The 17,687-nt window shown below is 42.8% G+C and carries 17 protein-coding genes; 9 read left to right on the top strand and 8 right to left on the bottom strand.

Annotated elements, in window-relative coordinates:
- Nucleotides 1–308 precede the first annotated feature (308 nt).
- The 3 genes from NAF19_RS01135 to NAF19_RS01125 all read left to right on the top strand — a co-directional run bounded on the left by NAF19_RS01135 (nt 309) and on the right by NAF19_RS01125 (nt 3,804).
- Nucleotides 309–1,616, top strand: a complete 1,308-nt coding sequence (locus NAF19_RS01135) for an ammonium transporter (protein WP_252787901.1) — start codon at nt 309–311, stop codon at nt 1,614–1,616.
- Between the two features lie 203 nt (nt 1,617–1,819).
- Complete coding sequence (gene lat / locus NAF19_RS01130; protein WP_252787900.1) at nt 1,820–3,151, top strand: L-lysine 6-transaminase; 1,332 nt, start codon at nt 1,820–1,822, stop codon at nt 3,149–3,151.
- Between the two features lie 212 nt (nt 3,152–3,363).
- Nucleotides 3,364–3,804, top strand: coding sequence for a hypothetical protein (locus NAF19_RS01125; RefSeq protein WP_252787899.1), 441 nt, complete (start codon nt 3,364–3,366; stop codon nt 3,802–3,804).
- A gap of 74 nt (nt 3,805–3,878) precedes the next feature.
- Here NAF19_RS01125 and bshB1 read toward each other — a convergent pair whose 3' ends face one another.
- From bshB1 to NAF19_RS01110, 3 genes are all read right to left on the bottom strand, one after another.
- The gene (gene bshB1 / locus NAF19_RS01120) at nt 3,879–4,604 is read right to left on the bottom strand and encodes a bacillithiol biosynthesis deacetylase BshB1 (protein ID WP_252787898.1); all 726 of its coding nucleotides are present in this window, start codon (nt 4,602–4,604) and stop codon (nt 3,879–3,881) included.
- Between the two features lie 155 nt (nt 4,605–4,759).
- Nucleotides 4,760–5,260 carry a glutathione peroxidase gene (locus NAF19_RS01115; RefSeq protein WP_252787897.1) on the bottom strand — a complete coding sequence of 167 codons (501 nt, stop codon included), beginning with the start codon at nt 5,258–5,260 and terminating at the stop codon, nt 4,760–4,762.
- Between the two features lie 2 nt (nt 5,261–5,262).
- Nucleotides 5,263–5,877, bottom strand: a complete 615-nt coding sequence (locus NAF19_RS01110; RefSeq protein WP_252787896.1) for a DUF4294 domain-containing protein — start codon at nt 5,875–5,877, stop codon at nt 5,263–5,265.
- Nucleotides 5,878–5,991: 114 nt separating this feature from the next.
- Between NAF19_RS01110 and NAF19_RS01105 the strand changes: the two genes are divergently transcribed.
- From NAF19_RS01105 to NAF19_RS01090, 4 genes are all read left to right on the top strand, one after another.
- On the top strand, nt 5,992–8,214 hold the full coding sequence (locus tag NAF19_RS01105; RefSeq protein ID WP_252787895.1) for a RelA/SpoT family protein: 2,223 nt from the start codon (nt 5,992–5,994) through the stop codon (nt 8,212–8,214).
- A 182-nt stretch (nt 8,215–8,396) separates the two neighbouring features.
- On the top strand, nt 8,397–8,867 hold the full coding sequence (locus tag NAF19_RS01100; protein ID WP_094569780.1) for a Fur family transcriptional regulator: 471 nt from the start codon (nt 8,397–8,399) through the stop codon (nt 8,865–8,867).
- Between the two features lie 112 nt (nt 8,868–8,979).
- Complete coding sequence (locus NAF19_RS01095; RefSeq protein WP_252787894.1) at nt 8,980–10,260, top strand: adenylosuccinate synthase; 1,281 nt, start codon at nt 8,980–8,982, stop codon at nt 10,258–10,260.
- A gap of 71 nt (nt 10,261–10,331) precedes the next feature.
- Nucleotides 10,332–11,621, top strand: coding sequence for an anthranilate synthase component I family protein (locus tag NAF19_RS01090; RefSeq protein ID WP_252787893.1), 1,290 nt, complete (start codon nt 10,332–10,334; stop codon nt 11,619–11,621).
- Here the strand turns inward: NAF19_RS01090 and NAF19_RS01085 are convergent.
- The 5 genes from NAF19_RS01085 to NAF19_RS01065 all read right to left on the bottom strand — a co-directional run bounded on the left by NAF19_RS01085 (nt 11,557) and on the right by NAF19_RS01065 (nt 15,423).
- On the bottom strand, nt 11,557–12,312 hold the full coding sequence (locus NAF19_RS01085; protein ID WP_252787892.1) for a YqjF family protein: 756 nt from the start codon (nt 12,310–12,312) through the stop codon (nt 11,557–11,559). The two genes, NAF19_RS01090 and NAF19_RS01085, sit on opposite strands and share 65 nt — an antisense overlap.
- A gap of 34 nt (nt 12,313–12,346) precedes the next feature.
- On the bottom strand, nt 12,347–13,141 hold the full coding sequence (locus NAF19_RS01080; RefSeq protein ID WP_252787891.1) for a M48 family metallopeptidase: 795 nt from the start codon (nt 13,139–13,141) through the stop codon (nt 12,347–12,349).
- The gene (gene plsY, locus NAF19_RS01075) at nt 13,138–13,788 is read right to left on the bottom strand and encodes a glycerol-3-phosphate 1-O-acyltransferase PlsY (RefSeq protein WP_252787890.1); all 651 of its coding nucleotides are present in this window, start codon (nt 13,786–13,788) and stop codon (nt 13,138–13,140) included. Before plsY ends, NAF19_RS01080 begins: the two co-directional genes overlap by 4 nt.
- A gap of 156 nt (nt 13,789–13,944) precedes the next feature.
- Nucleotides 13,945–14,790: a carboxylating nicotinate-nucleotide diphosphorylase gene (gene nadC / locus NAF19_RS01070; RefSeq protein WP_252787889.1), complete on the bottom strand. Its 846-nt coding sequence runs from the start codon at nt 14,788–14,790 to the stop codon at nt 13,945–13,947.
- 243 nt (nt 14,791–15,033) lie between these two features.
- The gene (locus NAF19_RS01065; protein WP_252787888.1) at nt 15,034–15,423 is read right to left on the bottom strand and encodes a DUF4783 domain-containing protein; all 390 of its coding nucleotides are present in this window, start codon (nt 15,421–15,423) and stop codon (nt 15,034–15,036) included.
- Nucleotides 15,424–15,549: 126 nt separating this feature from the next.
- Between NAF19_RS01065 and gpmI the strand changes: the two genes are divergently transcribed.
- Together gpmI and NAF19_RS01055 are read left to right on the top strand one after the other, a co-directional pair.
- Nucleotides 15,550–17,073: a 2,3-bisphosphoglycerate-independent phosphoglycerate mutase gene (gene gpmI, locus NAF19_RS01060; protein WP_252787887.1), complete on the top strand. Its 1,524-nt coding sequence runs from the start codon at nt 15,550–15,552 to the stop codon at nt 17,071–17,073.
- Nucleotides 17,060–17,608 (top strand): hypothetical protein, encoded by a 549-nt coding sequence (locus NAF19_RS01055; protein WP_252787886.1) that lies wholly within the window; start codon nt 17,060–17,062, stop codon nt 17,606–17,608. The genes gpmI and NAF19_RS01055 overlap by 14 nt, the downstream gene beginning before the upstream one ends.
- Nucleotides 17,609–17,687: the final 79 nt, after the last annotated feature.

The following is a 17,687-nucleotide window of genomic DNA, read 5'->3' as shown; positions in this document are numbered from 1 at the left end:
GCCCGGTTCCCAATAACCGGGCTTTCTTGTTCCTAATATTACGATATCTGGCGGTTGCGCGCCTCATTACCATAAAAGCACAGCCTTTGAAAAACTTGAAATACGTAAATTAAATGTTTTAAATTATCATTCTGTTATTTGCAAGGGTATTTTACAATAGAGAAGTATGATATTTGCAATTTTTTATTGATAAATATTAAACTGTGTTAAATTTCACATCAATTTATTAAATATTTAACTTTTTTATCATTTTTACTGCCATATAAACCACCTTTTGACTAATTATTTTATTGAATAGTAACAATTGCATGAAAAGATATTTTCCATTCGCGGTTATCCTGGTTATTTTGGTTTTAACCTTCGTTTTTCCTTCGGTAGATTTTAAAAATGGCGTCGATCCGCACTTCAATACCGGCGATATTGCCTGGATGTTGATGTCGACCGCCCTGGTTTTGATCATGACACCCGGTCTTGCCTTTTTTTATGGCGGTATGGTTAATAAAAAGAATGTGATATCAACCATGCTGCAGAGCATTGTGTGTATGGTTATCATTACCGTAATGTGGGGCATATTTGGCTTCAGCCTTGCTTTTGGCGACAGCATTGGTGGCTTTATCGGTAATCCCTCAACATTTTTTATGATGAAGGGCATGCTTGGTAATGCAACCTGGAAACTTGCACCGACTATACCGCTACTGCTTTTTGCCATGTACCAGCTAAAGTTTGCCATTATAACCCCGGCGCTTATTACCGGGGCCTTTGCTGAGCGTATCCGTTTTAACTCCTATATTATATTCCTGGTGCTGTTCACCATTTTTATTTTCTCGCCGTTGGCACACGTTACCTGGCACCCGGATGGGATACTGGCTAAATTGGGCGTGCTTGATTTTGCCGGTGGTACGGTAGTGCACATGTCTGCTGGATGGGCGGCCTTGGCATCAGCACTTTATTTAAAAAGACGAAACGAGGCAAACCACGCACCGGCTCGTATTACTTATGTAATGATAGGCACGGGTTTATTATGGTTTGGTTGGTTTGGTTTTAACGCAGGTTCGGCGTTTGGGGCCAATCATTTGGCGGTAACAGCTTTGGCAACCAGTACCACTGCATCGGCGGCTGCCGGTTTAACCTGGATATTTTTTGATATGCTGCGTGGCAAAAAACCCTCGGCAATGGGTACCTGTATTGGTGCGGTTGTAGGGCTTGTTGCTATTACACCTGCGGCGGGCTATGTTTCCGTACCACATTCGCTGGCTATCGGTATTATCTCGGCGGTGGTGAGTAACCTGGTGGTTGAGTGGCGCACCCGTACGAAAATTGATGATACACTTGACGTTTTCCCATGCCACGGCGTTGGCGGTATGGTGGGTATGCTGCTTACCGGCGTATTTGCCAATCAAAAAGTTAATGCCGGCAATACTACCGGTGACGGTTTGTTTTTTGGCCATACGCACCTGTTTTTTGTGCAACTGATTGCCTTGGTAGGGGTATCTATTTTTGCTTTTTTCGGTTCGCTGTTGTTGTTGAAGATTACTGATATGATATCGCCATTAAGGGTATCGGCCGAAGAAGAGGAGATAGGGCTGGATATTAGCCAGCATGGCGAACGATTGTAAGAACTCGTAACTTTCACGACGAAATAAGCATTTTATTGCGAATATTTTTTGCCGCCAGGCAATAAAATTCTATAAACCAAAATCCACTTCGGTACAAAAAGTAACTTTAGATTGTTTAAAGTTACTTTTTGGCTGATTGGTTCAAAAACCGCTTAAATTTGCATTCTGAGGGGTTTTTAGTAAATTTGTACAAACCCAATTATATGTACAACCTGCTAGTTTCACCACAAGATGTACAGGCTTCGTTACAGAAGCATGTATTAGCCGATGGCTTCGATTTAACGTTTGATATGGAAAAAAGCAAAGGCGTTTATATTTACGATGCTAAGTATAACCGTACACTGCTTGACTTTTTTACATGCTTTGCGTCGGTGCCTTTAGGTTACAATCACCCTAAAATGGTGAACGACGAAGCGTTTAAAAAAAACCTGATGCTGGCGGCGTTAACCAATCCCTCAAACTCAGATATATACACCACGCAATATGCGGAGTTTGTAGAGACTTTCGCGCGCATAGGTATCCCGGAATACCTGCCTCATGCCTTTTTTATTGCTGGGGGCTCGCTGGCTATCGAGAATGCGCTTAAAGTTGCAATGGACTGGAAGGTGCAGAAGAATTTCGCCAAAGGCTACACAAAAGAGCTTGGTTTTAAAGTGATCCATTTTGAGCATGCTTTTCACGGTCGCTCGGGTTATACACTAAGCCTTACCAATACTCAGCCCAACAAAACAAAATGGTACGCTAAGTTCGACTGGCCAAGGGTATCGCTGCCAAAAATTAAATTTCCCTACACAGATGCCAACCATGAGGATTTGTTAAGGCGCGAAGAACTATCAATTGCCCAGATAAAGAAAGCGTTTGAGGAGAATAAAGATGACGTTTGTGCCATCATTATCGAGCCTATACAATCGGAGGGCGGCGACAACCATGTTCGCAAGGAGTTTTTAGAAAAGCTACGTGAATTAGCCGATGAAAACGAAGCTATGCTGGTATACGATGAGGTGCAAACCGGCGTTGGCCTTACCGGCAAGTTCTGGTGCCACGAGCACTTTGGTGAAAATGCGCGCCCGGATATACTTGCGTTTGGCAAAAAAATGCAGGTGTGCGGCATATTAGCCGGACGAAAGGTAGACGAGATAGATAATAATGTGTTCCAGGTGCCGAGCCGCATAAACTCAACATGGGGCGGCAGTTTGGTTGATATGGTACGGTCATCAAAAATTATGGAAATTATTGACGAAGACAGTCTTTGCGATAACGCCGCGCAAATGGGTGACTATCTGCAAGGCAGGCTGGCCGAAATTTCTGAAAGATTACCGATCATAAGTAATGTACGCGGCAAGGGGTTGTTAACTGCGTTCGATTTTCCGGATACAACTATTAGGAATAAGTTCATTTCCAGGGGGATGGAGCAAAATGTAATGTTCCTGGGTTGCGGCGATCAAAGCATCCGCTTTAGGCCAGCGCTTATTATTGAACAAAAACATATCGATAACGGACTCGAAATACTTGAAAAAATATGTGCCTCTTTGTAACATTTATGTAAAACAATTGATACAGAAACCTGTTTTTAATGGAAATTGAGCATATTTCCACTGATTTCAGCAATAAAATAATTAACCGGCGTTAATAAGCTAATAACAGGTTAACATTTACTATTTTTTCGCTAAACTGGCATATTATCGGGGTATTGCGCAGTAGTGAAATTTTAGATTGCACAGTTAATATTTAACAGGGTAACAGTAACATGAGTAAGCAAATTGAAAAGTTAAAAAAACAGCTGGTAGAGATTTCCGAAGTTGTTAATTCGTTCCAGTCTGAAGCAGTTCAGGTAAGGGTAGTTGACAGGTTGTTGGATGTGATGATTGAGATGGAAAAAGGAGAGGGTGACCCAACCGAGATATTTACCAAAAGGAACTACAAGCCCCGAGAGAATGGCGAGCATTACACCCCGATGCGAGGTGCAAAAAAGCCGGGCGCAACTAAGGTTTTAAACCAGTTGATGTCTACTGATTTCTTTAACACGCGCCATTCCATTGCGTCGATTGCTGATTATTGTAAGGAGAATTTCGATTCAGACTTCAAGACTTCGGAGCTATCGGGCATACTTTTGAAGCTTGCTAACGAAAACAAGTTAAAAAGAGAAAGAAGCAACGAGAACAACAGGTTTGAGTACGTGAAAGTTTAAGTCAGCAACTAGAGATTAGAAGTTAGAGATTAGTTGAACTTTTTCCCTAACCTCTAATCTCTTTTCTCTGATTTCTATCTCAGGTCAAACAAACTGTCCACTCCCAAAATTTTTCTCGACGTGAAGCCTTCCGCGTATTTTACCTGGATGCTTTTGCCGAATTCGCGTGCGCGTGCCTCAACAACCTTTATAAATTCAGGCGACGAAATGTAGGTTTGAGGCTCATCAGCCCACTCGGGGTTATAAAACTGTGAGCCAAAAGCACGGATGCTCTCCAGCTTTTTATCCCAAAAATCGGTTACGTCAATTAAAATATCTGGTTGTATATAATTGTCTTGTATAAAATGCAGCACTTGTTTGGGCCGCCATGCAGCCTGTATATTGCCATCTGTGTCCAGTGTTTCAACTTTTCTCAGTCCGGCTAAAAATGCAGCATCCTCAACTAATTTATTTGCCCGGCCATGGTCGGGATGCCTGTCGTGGTAGGCGTTGGTAATTAATATTTCGGGTTGATACTTGCGTATGGCGGCGATAATCTTTAGTTGGTATTCCCTGGTGTTTTCAAAAAAACCATCGGGAATGCCCAAGTTTTCCCTTACTGCCAAGCCAAGGATACGGCCCGATTCTGCCGCTTCTTTATCCCTTATTTCCGCCGAGCCACGGGTGCCAAGTTCGCCTCGGGTAAGGTCAACAATGCCGGCTTTTTTGCCTAAGGCAATATGTTTAAGTATGGTGCCGGCGCAGCCAAGTTCGGCATCGTCCGGGTGAACGGATAAAACTAAAATATCTAATTTAAGCATCGCATAAAAATTATTGAACCAGGAAATCAAGAAAACAAGAGTCAAGACAAAAGTCAAAAATTTAATCAATACAAAGCTTAAAAAAAACTTTTATGACGCTTCTTCTACCGTCCAGTTTTTTCTCTCTTGATTCTTGTTTCTTGATTTCTTAATTCTCATTTCCCCTTTTCAAGCAACCGCCCTATCTGCTTCTTGATTTTTGAAGAGGTCGGTTTAGTGAAAGGGTAGAAGAAATCGGTAACCAGGCCCGATTTATCAATTAAAAATTTATGAAAATTCCAGCGCGGCACTGAGCTGATTTTGCCGTTTTGTTTTTTATCGGCAAAGAAGTTGTACAACGGATGTGCATACGGGCCCCGCACCCTTATCTTTTCAAATACCGGGTAATTTACTTCCTGTATTTCACAAAAATCGGCAATTGCTTTTCCGTCCAAAGGTTCCTGCCCACCGAAATCGTTTGACGGGAAAGCCAATATCTGGAAATCATCACCCGGGAAGTCTTTTCGTAACTGCGCCAGTTCTTTGAGTTGGGGAGTGAAACCGCATTGTGAGGCGGTATTTACTATTAACAGAACCTTATCCTTATATTCAGATAGGTTTAATTCCTCACCGTTTAACTGTTGTACGTTAAACTGGTAAATACTTTTATCAACCATTATTAATTGTTAGATGAAACGTATCCCGCTTGATTCAGGATAGCTTCAATATCTTTTTGTTCTTCAGGGTCGTAAGTTTCTTTCAGGTCGTGCCCAAAAATGCGCGCGGCTGATTGAAACAGGAAGGCCTTGAATCCACCCTTTAATTCTTTCACCATTGCGTAGCTTGTATTACCTGTTTCGCGGTTAATCAACTTGATAAGCACCTCGCCCTGACTAATTGTCAGATCTTTAATTTCTTTATTAAACAAGGTCTTTATTTCAGTTTCGCAAGTGCCGATTAATTCCTTCTGCTTGTGCCTGTCGCCGGTTAAGGCAAGGTCGCGCTGTAACTGGCGGTACCGTGCACCGGCAAAACGCACATACGGCAATACTTTAAGCACGTTATAGCGTAGGCGCCTGTAGTTGTCAAGATCGGCCTGGCTTTTAAAAATGCGGGTATCGCTAATTTTAATTTCGTTCAATACAATCCATGGCATCATTTTGCCGCTATCGACAGTTAGGTAAGTACGGATGGTATCATTTTTGCCTAAAATTAATGGCGCAGGCGCTTTGGTTTGGGCATTGGCTATACCCATTACGCAACAAAACAGCAACAAGAAGCCAATAAATTTCATAATTTTACGTAGTACAAAAATAACGCAATTTTTTTGGGTAATTATTATAACATGCAATTATAATTTTTATTGCAAGTTTATGATATTTAGAGCGATAAAGAACAAAGCACGATAATGAAAGACTTAGTGATAGACCTGGAAACCGAGAAGACCGAGATACTAAAGAGATACCGTGCTCTGCTGCGTGCCTCAAAATCGACCCTGCAGAAGGGTGATAAGCGGATGATACGCAAGGCTTTTGAAATGGCGCTGGAGAGCCATAAGGATATGCGCCGTAAGTCAGGCGAACCTTATATTTATCATCCGATTGCTGTTGCCCAGATAGCTGCCGAAGAAATTGGCCTGGGTACAACCTCGATAGTTTGTGCTTTGCTGCACGATGTTGTGGAAGATACTGACATGACCCTTGATGACATAGAGAGGGAATTTGGCAAAAAGGTAGCCATGATAATTGACGGCCTTACCAAAATATCGGGAGTATTCGATACCAATAGCTCGTTACAGGCCGAAAACTTCCGTAAGATGCTGCTAACCCTGGCCGATGATGTTAGGGTGATTTTGATAAAACTTGCCGACCGTCTGCACAACATGCGCACCATGGAGTTTATGCCGCGCGACAAGCAACTGAAGCTATCGTCAGAAACGGTTTATTTATATGCGCCGCTTGCGCACCGTTTAGGGCTTTATGCCATAAAATCGGAATTGGAAGACCTATCCATGAAATATATGGAGCGGGAAACCTACCAGTTTATTAAAAACAAGCTGAATGAGAAGAAAGCCGAACGGGAGAAATTTATAAGAGACTTTATCGAGCCGGTAAAAAAGGTACTGGAAGGGCAGGACTTACATGCCGATTTGTTTGGCAGGCCGAAATCAATCCATTCCATCTGGAATAAAATGAAAAAAAAGGCCATTCCTTTCGAGGAAGTGTATGACCTTTTTGCCATCAGGATAATTTTAGACAGCACACCTGAAAGTGAAAAAGCTGATTGCTGGAAAGCATACTCGATAGTTACCGATTTGTACAGGCCTAACCCTGACAGGCTGCGCGACTGGATATCATCGCCGAAGGCAAACGGTTATGAGTCGCTACATACTACTGTGATGGGGCCACGTGGGCAATGGGTTGAAGTGCAGATACGCACCAAACGGATGAACGAAATTGCCGAAAAAGGTTTTGCCGCGCATTGGAAATACAAAGAATCATCAACAGATAGCGGCCTTGATTTGTGGGTGCAAAAGGTTAGGGATATGCTGAAAAATCCTGACTCAAACGCACTCGACTTTCTGGATGATTTTAAAATGAACCTGTTTAGCGACGAGATTTTCATTTTTACACCCAAAGGTGCATTAATACAACTCCCGCTAAGTGCTACAGCACTCGATTTTGCATTTGAAATACACACTGATGTTGGCGCAAGCTGTATCGGCGCTAAGGTTAACCATAAACTGGTGCCCTTGAGCCATAAGCTGCAAAACGGCGACCAGGTGGAGATTATTACATCAAGCAAGCAAACTCCCAAAGAAGACTGGCTTAATATTGTTGTTACCGCCAAGGCAAAAGCCAAAATAAAATCGGCGTTAAAAGAGGAAAAACGCAAGATAGCCGAAGACGGGAAAGAAATTTTGGAGCGTAAGATGAAATCATTAAAAATCACTTACAACTCCGAAAATATACATAAGCTGAGCTACTTTTTTAAGCTGCCCTCAACGCAGGACCTGTTTTACAATATTGCCAAAGGTACTATTGATATGAAGGACCTGAAAGAGTACCAGGCATCGGAAAAAGTAATTGAAAATAAACCGCAGGATAAGATAGAAGCGGAACAGGTAGCAGGTTTGCTGCGGAGCATAAAGGCCAAAGACAGCGATATGCTGCTGATTGGCGAGGATATGCAGAAGATTGATTACAAGCTGGCCAATTGCTGTAACCCCATACCCGGCGATGATGTGTTTGGCTTTGTTACCGTTAGCGACGGTATAAAAATACACCGGACCAATTGCCCTAATGCTGCCAAACTAATGGCCAACTATGGCTATCGCATTGTAAAAGCCAAATGGACAAACCAGCAGGAGTTGGCATTTTTAACTGGGTTGAGAATTACCGGTATTGACGAAGTAGGGTTAATAAACCAGTTAACTACCGTGATATCTACCGATTTCAAGGTAAATATCCGCTCGATTACTGTGGATAGTGATAACGGAATTTTTGAGGGCCAGATTATGGTTTATGTAAATGATACCGATCACCTTGAAAACCTGATAAGGAAACTAAAAACAGTTAAGGGCATAACCGGAGTAAACCGCTTCGATTCGGTGATTGAGAAAGCATCGTGAGGGCAGAATCAAGAACCAAGAGTCAAGAACCAAGATTTATTCCAATATCAAACAATGTTACCGGTTAATCATAAATTTGTTTTCTCTTGACTCTTGATTTCATGCGTCTTAAATCTTTTCTCTTGATTCTTGACTCTTGTATCTTGGTTCTTTTTCATAACTTTGTCCTTTAATAGATAAAAATGTCTCAACAGGAAACCATAGCCATGGTTAAAAAGATTTTCGAGGCCTACCTTGAAAATAAAAACCTCAGGAAAACCCCCGAGCGTTTTGCAATACTTGAAGAAATATACTCACGCTCGGATCATTTTGATGTGGAATCGTTATACATCCACATGAAAAATAAAAAGTACCGCGTTAGCCGGGCAACGGTTTACAATACCCTTGAACTGCTGGTATCGTGCGATTTGGTGACCAAACACCAGTTTGGCAAAAATATGGCCCAGTTCGAAAAATCGTACGGATATAAACAGCACGACCATATTATTTGCATTGATTGCGGCAAGGTTGTTGAATTTTGCGACCCGCGCATACAACAAATACAAAGCATGATGGGTACCCTGCTTAAATTTGAGATAAAACACCACTCACTTAACCTATATGGTAACTGCGAAAAACTGCGTGCAGGTTTTTGCGACCGAAAAGCCCAGTAAAAAAAACTTTTTAGCTTTATCATTATAACGTGCTTATGATGATACCTTTGCAGGGTTTGTATATTTGGCTTAGCATTTTGACGATTATTATAGAAACGATAAAAAGAAATTAATGGCTGTTGACGTATTATTAGGCCTCCAGTGGGGCGATGAAGGAAAAGGAAAAATTGTTGATGTATTGAGCGCGGGTTACGACCTTATTGCGCGTTTTCAGGGTGGGCCGAATGCCGGCCACACGTTGGAGTTTGATGGCAAAAAATTTGTGTTGAACACGATACCTTCTGGCATATTTTTTGAAAATACCATGAACCTGATTGGTAATGGTGTTGTAATCGACCCGATAACCCTTAAAAGGGAAATTGACAAATTGAAAGATGCCGGGCACGATTTATTAGCCAAAGGCAACCTGATGATAGCCAAAAAGGCACACCTGATATTGCCAACGCACCAACTGCTCGACGCTGCTTCTGAAAAAAGAATGGGCGAAGGTAAAATCGGTTCGACATTAAAAGGTATTGGGCCGACGTATATGGACAAAACCGGCCGTAATGGTTTGCGTGTCGGAGATACTACGCTGCCTGATTTTAAAGAACGTTACCAAAAACTGGTTGACAAGCACGTATCAATGCTTACCTCGCTTTATGGCGAAGTAGCCGATTTTTCGGAACGCGAAGCCGCTTTCTTTGAGGCGGTTGAACTGATTAATAAATTTCAACTGGTTGATTCGGAGCATTTGGTTAACAGCTACCTGAAAGAAGGAAAAAAAGTTTTGGCGGAAGGCGCACAAGGCACTATGCTTGATATTGACTTCGGCTCGTACCCATTTGTAACTTCATCAAATACTACAACAGCCGGTGCCTGCACAGGCTTGGGTATTGCACCAAATAAAATAGGAGAGGTGATAGGCATTTTTAAAGCTTACTGCACACGCGTAGGCGGTGGCCCTTTCCCAACTGAACTGAATGATGAAACAGGTGAAGAATTACGCCGTATTGGTCATGAGTTTGGCGCCACTACCGGCAGGCCACGCCGTACCGGCTGGATTGACTTGCCGGCTTTAAAATATGCTATTATGCTTAACGGCGTTACCCAAATGGTAATGACGAAAGCTGACGTATTAAGCGGTTTCGATAAAATATACGCCTGTACGCATTACAATTATTTAGGTGAGAAGATAGATTATATGCCTTACGATATTTGCTGTGTTGAGGCTGTGCCCGTTTTAAAAGAAATTGATGGCTGGAATGAAGATTTGACTGGGATAACCGAATTATCTGAAATACCGGCCAAATTACAATCGTATATCGACTACCTGGAAAAGGAATTGGAAGTGCCGATTAAATATTTATCGGTAGGGCCAGACAGGAAGCAAACGCTGGTTTTGCATCCATAAACGATAATTTAAAAATTAAGATACAGGCCCCTAAATGGGGCCTTTTCATTTTTTGATTCTATTTTTGCGGTGTGATTCAATACCTTTCAAGTCCGGCGGAATATAAAAGAAAAGCGTTGCAATGGGCTTCGGGTTTTGATGTGTGCTGCTACCTGGATTCGAATGATTTTAACGATAGTTATGGTAAGTTTGATGCGTTGATTGCCATTGGCGTTAAAGACGAAATTACCGCAGAAACTGGTTCGGCGTTTGATCAATTGCAGAGTTTCAGGGATCGACACCCGGGGTGGATGACCGGCTTTTTGACTTACGACCTAAAAAACGAAATTGAAGATTTAACATCTGAAAACCCAGACGGCCTTGGATTTCCTGGCCTGTACTTTTTTGTACCGCAATACCTGTTAATCTTTCAAAAAAATAAAGTTGAAATAATCGCCGACGACCCGGCCGGCGTTTTCAAAAGTATCGCAGGGCAGGTGCTTTCGCGCCAGTCAGACGAAGCAATGGTGGATATCCGGTCGCGTTTAAGCAAAGCGGGTTATATTGAAGCCGTCGAAAAAATACAAGGGCACATAAACCGGGGTAATATTTATGTAACCAACTTTTGCCAGGAATTTTTTGCAGAAAATGCTGTTATTGACCCGCTGTCGGTTTTTGTTAAGCTGAACGAGGTATCGCCAAATCCATTTTCTGCTTTTTTTAAACTGAGGGATAAATACGTGCTATGCGCCACACCCGAACGATTCCTGGCCAAAAGGGGCGGCAAATTAATATCGCAACCTATTAAAGGCACTGCAAAACGTGGTGCCACAGCAGCAGCAGATGAAGCGTTGATTAATGAGCTCAGGAATCACACAAAAGAGCTGCAGGAAAACGTAATGATAGTTGACCTGGTACGAAATGACCTCACTCTGTCAGCTAAACCCGGGACTGTTAAAGCTGAAGAACTGTATGGTATTTATAGCTTTGCACATGTGCATCAAATGATATCGACAGTGGTGTGCGAGCTTGCAGAAGATGTTAGCGCCGTGCAAGCTATCAAAAACTCTTTCCCGATGGGCAGCATGACCGGCGCGCCCAAGATAAATGCCATGCGGCTGATGGAACAATATGAACAAAGCCGGCGCGGTGTTTACTCCGGTGCAATAGGCTACTTTAGTCCTGACGGGGATTTTGATTTTAACGTGGTTATACGGACGCTGTTGTATAACGAAACTAACAAGTACCTTTCTTTTCATGCAGGCAGCGCCATAACTTATTATGCTGATGCGGAAAAAGAGTATGAGGAGTGTTTACTTAAGGCGCAGGCGATACTGCAAGTGTTAGGTCACTCACAATCTTCTCCCCAATCCGCACATTAACCTCCGAACCATTTGCAAAAAACGCCGAAAATGGCTTTTCGCTTAAAAAAGACACAAACTCTTCGCCATATAATTCAGCAATATCAGCATCAAAAACAGGGTTGGTCACCTCGGCAATTTGCCATGATATATGCTCAACCTGGTATTGCATGGTTTTAGCATCTGTTAGTTTGTTGTAGCCCCAGTAGTGCTCAAAAATAAACTCTTCGGGACTGCCGGGCTGTATGTCCTCAAAATGGTTACTTACGGTTGCACCAAGCTTATTCCACTTGCCTTTTAACTTCCATTCATATAAAAATGTGGTGGCGATATCCCCGGCGGGTAGTTCGGAATGCCTCATAGGCAACGCGCGGTAGTGTTCTTTATATAAATTGTTGGCCATTAATACAATTATGCTTTTTGGAACAATTTCGCTGATAAAAACGGCTCCTCTTTTCCATTGCTTACCATCAAAGTGCTTCACATAAAAGCGCAGGTTAACCTCTTCAAAATTAACGTGGAATGGCCATTTAATGCCAAGAACGCGGGTATCGTAAAACAGAAAGCCAACCATGCTCACCAGCGCTTTGCCTTCCCACAGGTCGAGCACTGTGTATGGCGGCAAATAAGGTGTTAACACCTCGGGGGGAACCTCGTAGTTCAGCATTAAAAGGTTGTTCCAGCGGGCTTCTAAAAATTTACGTTTTCCCATAAATAAAAAATCCCGCATAAAAGCGGGATAAATTTTAGTGTTTGTAATACTTCATGGCTTCTGGTATCCTTTTCTGGATATCAGCAATCCTGGTTGCGTCGGCAGGGTGGGTGCTTAGCAATTCGGGTGGAGCGCCACCTTTGTTTTGTGCTGCCATATTTTGCCAAAAGCTAAGGGCGGCATGCGGGTCGTAGCCCGCAAGGGCCATAAACGTCAGGCCTAAGCGATCGGCTTCCGATTCCTGGTCACGCGAATATTTTAGTAGTGCCAGCTGTCCGCCAACGCCGTATAACGAATTGATGATATTTTGAGTGCCCTCGCTTTTTGTCGACGATGCAACACTAACTGCACCGCCAATACCCTGCACCGCCATTTGCTGCGAAACGCGCTCTGCAGAATGACGGGCTATGGCGTGCCCAATTTCGTGGCCCATAACGGTAGCAAGTTCTGCATCAGTTTTGGCAAGTGGCATCAGCCCACTATAAACCGCAACTTTTCCGCCTGGCATACACCATGCGTTTACTTCGCTGCTCTTTATCAGGTTAAATTCCCATTTAAAGCTGTATTGATCACCAAACCCGTTTGTTTTTAAATATCCTTCAATAGCTGTTGCAAGCTGTCCACCCACGCGTTTTACCCGTTGAACATCGGTGCCGCTGCTTACCACTACCGTTTTTGGATCAGACAGAAGTTGGCTATAGCTTTGGGCTGCCGACTGGTTTATTTGAGTATCATCAACCAGTGATAGTTGCTTACGCCCGGTTAGCGGGACTGTAGCACATGAATAAATAGCCAACAAAATGGCTCCAAGCATAAGTTTCTTTTTCATACGGCGGTTTTTTTCTTAAATAGATTTACTCTTGATTCTTTACCTTTTAACAGCCGCTCAATATTTTTTTGGTGGGTAACCAGTATCAACAGGCAAATTAGCATACCGAAAATTACTACCAGGTTACTTGTATATTTATTAAAAATAAACGTAACACCTACCAGGTAAGCAAAGCCCGCCGTTATTGAACTGAGCGATACATAACGGGTAGCTAATAAAACTACAATAAATACCGATACACAAAATAAAGCTGCATCGAGGTTTACAGCTAATACCATGCCGAATAAAGTTGCAATGCCTTTGCCACCCCTAAACCCAGCAAATACCGGGAATAAATGGCCCATTACTGCTGCAATACCCAAGGCTAGCTGGTAACTAATATAATTTGAATGCGGCCCGCCCGTGGTTGAAACGCCTATAAAATAGGCCAGGCTTGTTGCGGTCCATCCCTTTAAAATATCGATTAGCATTACCGGGATACCCGCTTTTTTGCCTAACACCCTGAATGTGTTGGTTGCCCCGGCATTGCCGCTGCCGTACTCGCGCACGTCAACTCCGTAAAAAGCCTGACCAATCCAAACAGCTGTGGGGATGGAGCCGCAAAAATAAGCCAGAATAAGTGCTGAAACAGAGTAGCCAGTTATCATTTTACGGCAATATTAATAAATTAAGTCCGAAAGTCGGGAAAGTCCGGAAGTCCGAAACAAAAATAAAGTAGCACGGTTCTTCATTCATTTTTTCGGTACGTCAGTTACTGTCCGGCAGGATTTTTCAACAAAATCGTTATCTCCAATTCCTAACCACTAATCAACTGCCTTCAGGCTCAAATCTAAGCTTTTTACTGAATGGGTTAAAGCACCTACCGAAATATAATCAACCCCGCAAGCGGCATATTCCCGTATGTTGTCGATTGTTATACCGCCCGATGCCTCCGTGATAAATCTCCCGTTGATAATCTTAACCGCTTCTCGCAGCGTATCAAAATTAAAGTTATCCAGCAGTATGCGGTTAACACCGCCAGTTTCTAAAACCTGCTGTAATTCTTCCATGTTTCTTACTTCAATCTCAATTGCCAGCTTTTTGTTTTGATTGATGAGGTATTGTTGCGTATTTTCGATAGCCTGCCTTATCCCGCCCGAATAATCAACATGATTATCCTTTATCAATATCATGTCGTACAACCCAAACCGGTGGTTTACACCGCCACCTATCCTGACAGCCCATTTTTCGAGATAACGCATGCCAGGGGTTGTCTTCCGGGTGTCTAATACTTTAGTATTGGTGCCCTCCAAAAGGTCCACAATTTCGCGGGTTTTGGTGGCTATGCCACTCATGCGCTGCATGCAATTGAGCACCAGGCGTTCGGCTGTTAAAATATTACGGGCGTCGCCTTCAACTTCAAAGGCTACATCTTTTGGTTTTATCTTTGCCCCGTCGTTAAAAAATACGGTTACTTTAAGGTTGGCATCAACAATGTGGAATATTTCGAGCGCAAGTTCAACACCCGCCAAAATGCCTTCATCTTTTACTAAAAGTTTTGCTTTGCCTTGCTTGCCCGCCGGTATAGTAGCTAACGAGGTGTGGTCCCCATCACCAACGTCTTCATTTAATGAGTCGGAAATAAATTTATCAATAAGTAGTTTGTCCAAACCTGTGTGCTTTGTTTATTGGGCAAAAGTAATAATAGTTCATGGTTCATGGTTCATAGTTCATAGAATAAAGTGTGGAGGGAGTTCATAGTTGATGGTTAATAGTTCATGGTAGCAGCGGCTGTAAATTAGCGAAAGTAGGTCCAATTTTCGATATTAATAAAATGCCAATAACTGCTGCTGCTACGAACCATTGCCACTAATACCTCGTCGGCTATGAACTATTAACCATCAACTATGAACTTATTTCACCTTCTCCGGCTCTATAAGCAGTTCAATCAACACAAGGGTGCCGTCTGTGTCTTTCAATGTATAGGTTATGCGGAAAGGTCCTTTTTGTGTGTTCAGAATAATAACGGCAAACTGGTATTTAGGGTTGGAATTTACTTTATGAAATATTTTTACCGATATAGGTTTATTTTGGCTGAAAAATTTATCGAGTATAAGCCCTGCCTGAACTTTTGAATAAACATTGTCGTCACTTTGCATACTTATCTCAACGTTAGCGGCGAACATTTTCGATAGTTCGCTCACGTTTCCCTGGCGTATCAATTCCGCGACCTTTTCAATTGGCCCGACTGCAGTTGGTATCACATAAAAAATAACAAGCAACGGCAGATAAAGTAGTTTCATGGCTTTGCAAGTTTATGAGTTGATGGGGTTTGGTTGGGTTGATTGCTAACATGGTCAACCATTCACTTAATCAACTTAATCAATAAATATTTATACAACTAACAACGTTGCCTTTATATTTGCATTGTGGAAAAACAAAAAAAAATCGCGCTAATAATTCTGGACGGCTGGGGTTACGGCCGTAATGACGCATCGAATGCTATCGTGGCGGCTAATACGCCTTTTTTCGATTCAATGCTAAAAAAATATCCAAACTCCAAACTGGAAGCATCAGGTGTAGCTGTTGGTTTGCCTGCCGGGCAAATGGGCAACTCCGAAGTTGGGCATATGAACCTCGGCGCGGGCCGTGTTGTTTACCAGGAACTTGGCCGCATACACAAGGCTGTCGACGATAACGAATTCCCCACGAATCCGGTTATAAAGGAAGCATTTGAATACGCAAAGCAAAACAATAAAGACGTACATTTCATCGGCCTGGTATCTGATGGTGGTGTACACTCGCATATAAAACATGTAAAGGGACTGTGCGATGCCGCTGGTGCCTATGATTTAGATAAAGTATTTATCCATGCCTTTTTAGATGGCAGGGACACTGACCCAAAATCGGGCCAAGGCTTTATTACAGAGCTTGAGGATTATATTGAAAATACTAATGTAAAGCTTGCCTCGGCAATAGGCAGGTATTACGCCATGGACCGCGACAACCGTTGGGAACGCGTAAAACTGGCGTACGACCTGATGGTAAACGGCGAAGGCCAGCATACCAATGATGTTATCCAGGCTATCAAAGAATCGTACCTGCAAGGTGTTACCGACGAATTTATTAAACCGATTGTAAAGACCGGCGCAGACGGAAAGCCGCTGGCGGTGATCAAAGAAGGCGATGTGGTGCTTTGCTTCAACTTCCGGACCGACAGGGGGCGCGAGATCACGCTTGCTTTAACCCAAAAGGCATTCCCTGAATATAATATGCATCCGCTGAACCTCGAGTATATCACAATGACGACGTATGATGAAACGTTTAAAAATGTAAAGGTGGTATTTACCAAGGATGACTTGTCAAAAACCCTGGGCGAAGTATTGGAAGACGCCGGAAAGAACCAGATACGAATTGCCGAGACTGAGAAATACCCGCATGTTACGTTCTTTTTTTCAGGCGGCCGCGAAAAGGAATTTGTCAACGAGAAGCGCCTGTTAGTGCCTTCGCCAAAAGTGGCGACGTATGACTTACAGCCAGAAATGAGTGCCGAAGGCATACGCGACGCCATTATCCCCGAACTAAAAAGCGGATGGGCCGATTTTATTGTTTTGAACTTTGCCAATACAGATATGGTGGGCCATACCGGGGTATTCAGCGCGGTTGTTAAGGCTGCTGAAACTGCCGATGCCTGCACCCGCGACGTTGTTGAAACCGGGATTGCCAACGGCTATTCGTTTATAATAATAGCCGACCACGGCAATGCCGATTATATGATAAACGACGACGGTACGCCAAACACGGCCCACACTACCAACCTTGTTCCCTGCATTGTTATTGACGACGATGTAAAACAGGTTAAAGATGGTAAACTGGGCGATATTGCGCCAACCATATTGAAAATTTTAGGGATAGCAATTCCTGAACAAATGGGCGGGAATGTATTGGTGTAGGTTAAAATTACTTACTGTTACTGCTTTGGCCGGTTGCCTGTTAACAGGCAGCCTGGCCTGCAAGCCTGCCGAAACCGGCGGCTCCGCGCAATACTTTGATATTAAAGGCTATTTTACTGCCGATACTGCCCGCCTTAAAAAGCTGAATCCCTATGTTTTAAAAACTGTAAGACATAACGGTGTAACCGAAACAAAAAAGGTAAAGATTGAAAATTGGGGCCAGGAACTGGACACCTTTATTGGTGCCGACATTAATCGCCCTGCCTGGAAAAGCAGCTACACTATAGCAACTGGTGACAGTCTGCTGCTATACAAAGCCAAAACGCCTGAGCTTAAGGTTCGCGAGATTATTATCAAAAAAGAAAACGACAAAGTAAAGTGGATGGTTATTTATATAAAAACCGAAAACATGCTTTACAAAGACGTTGAAAAGTTAAGCTACTACCCCGACTCGCTATATTTGATTGAAAAAGACCAGCATGTTAAATTGATGGGCAATAATCATTATAGAATACAAGGGGTGATTCAGAAATAAAGCTCTTAGTCTTAAGTCTAAAATCTTAAGTTAATGTGCGTTCGACTAAGAAAACATTCCAATGGATTGAGGGCGATAC

It is taken from the genome of Mucilaginibacter flavidus (assembly GCF_024055575.1).
Taxonomy (GTDB): Bacteria; Bacteroidota; Bacteroidia; order Sphingobacteriales; family Sphingobacteriaceae; genus Mucilaginibacter; species Mucilaginibacter flavidus.
Note: the sequence above shows the minus strand (reverse complement) of the source record. Positions and strands in the feature narration are given on the sequence as shown.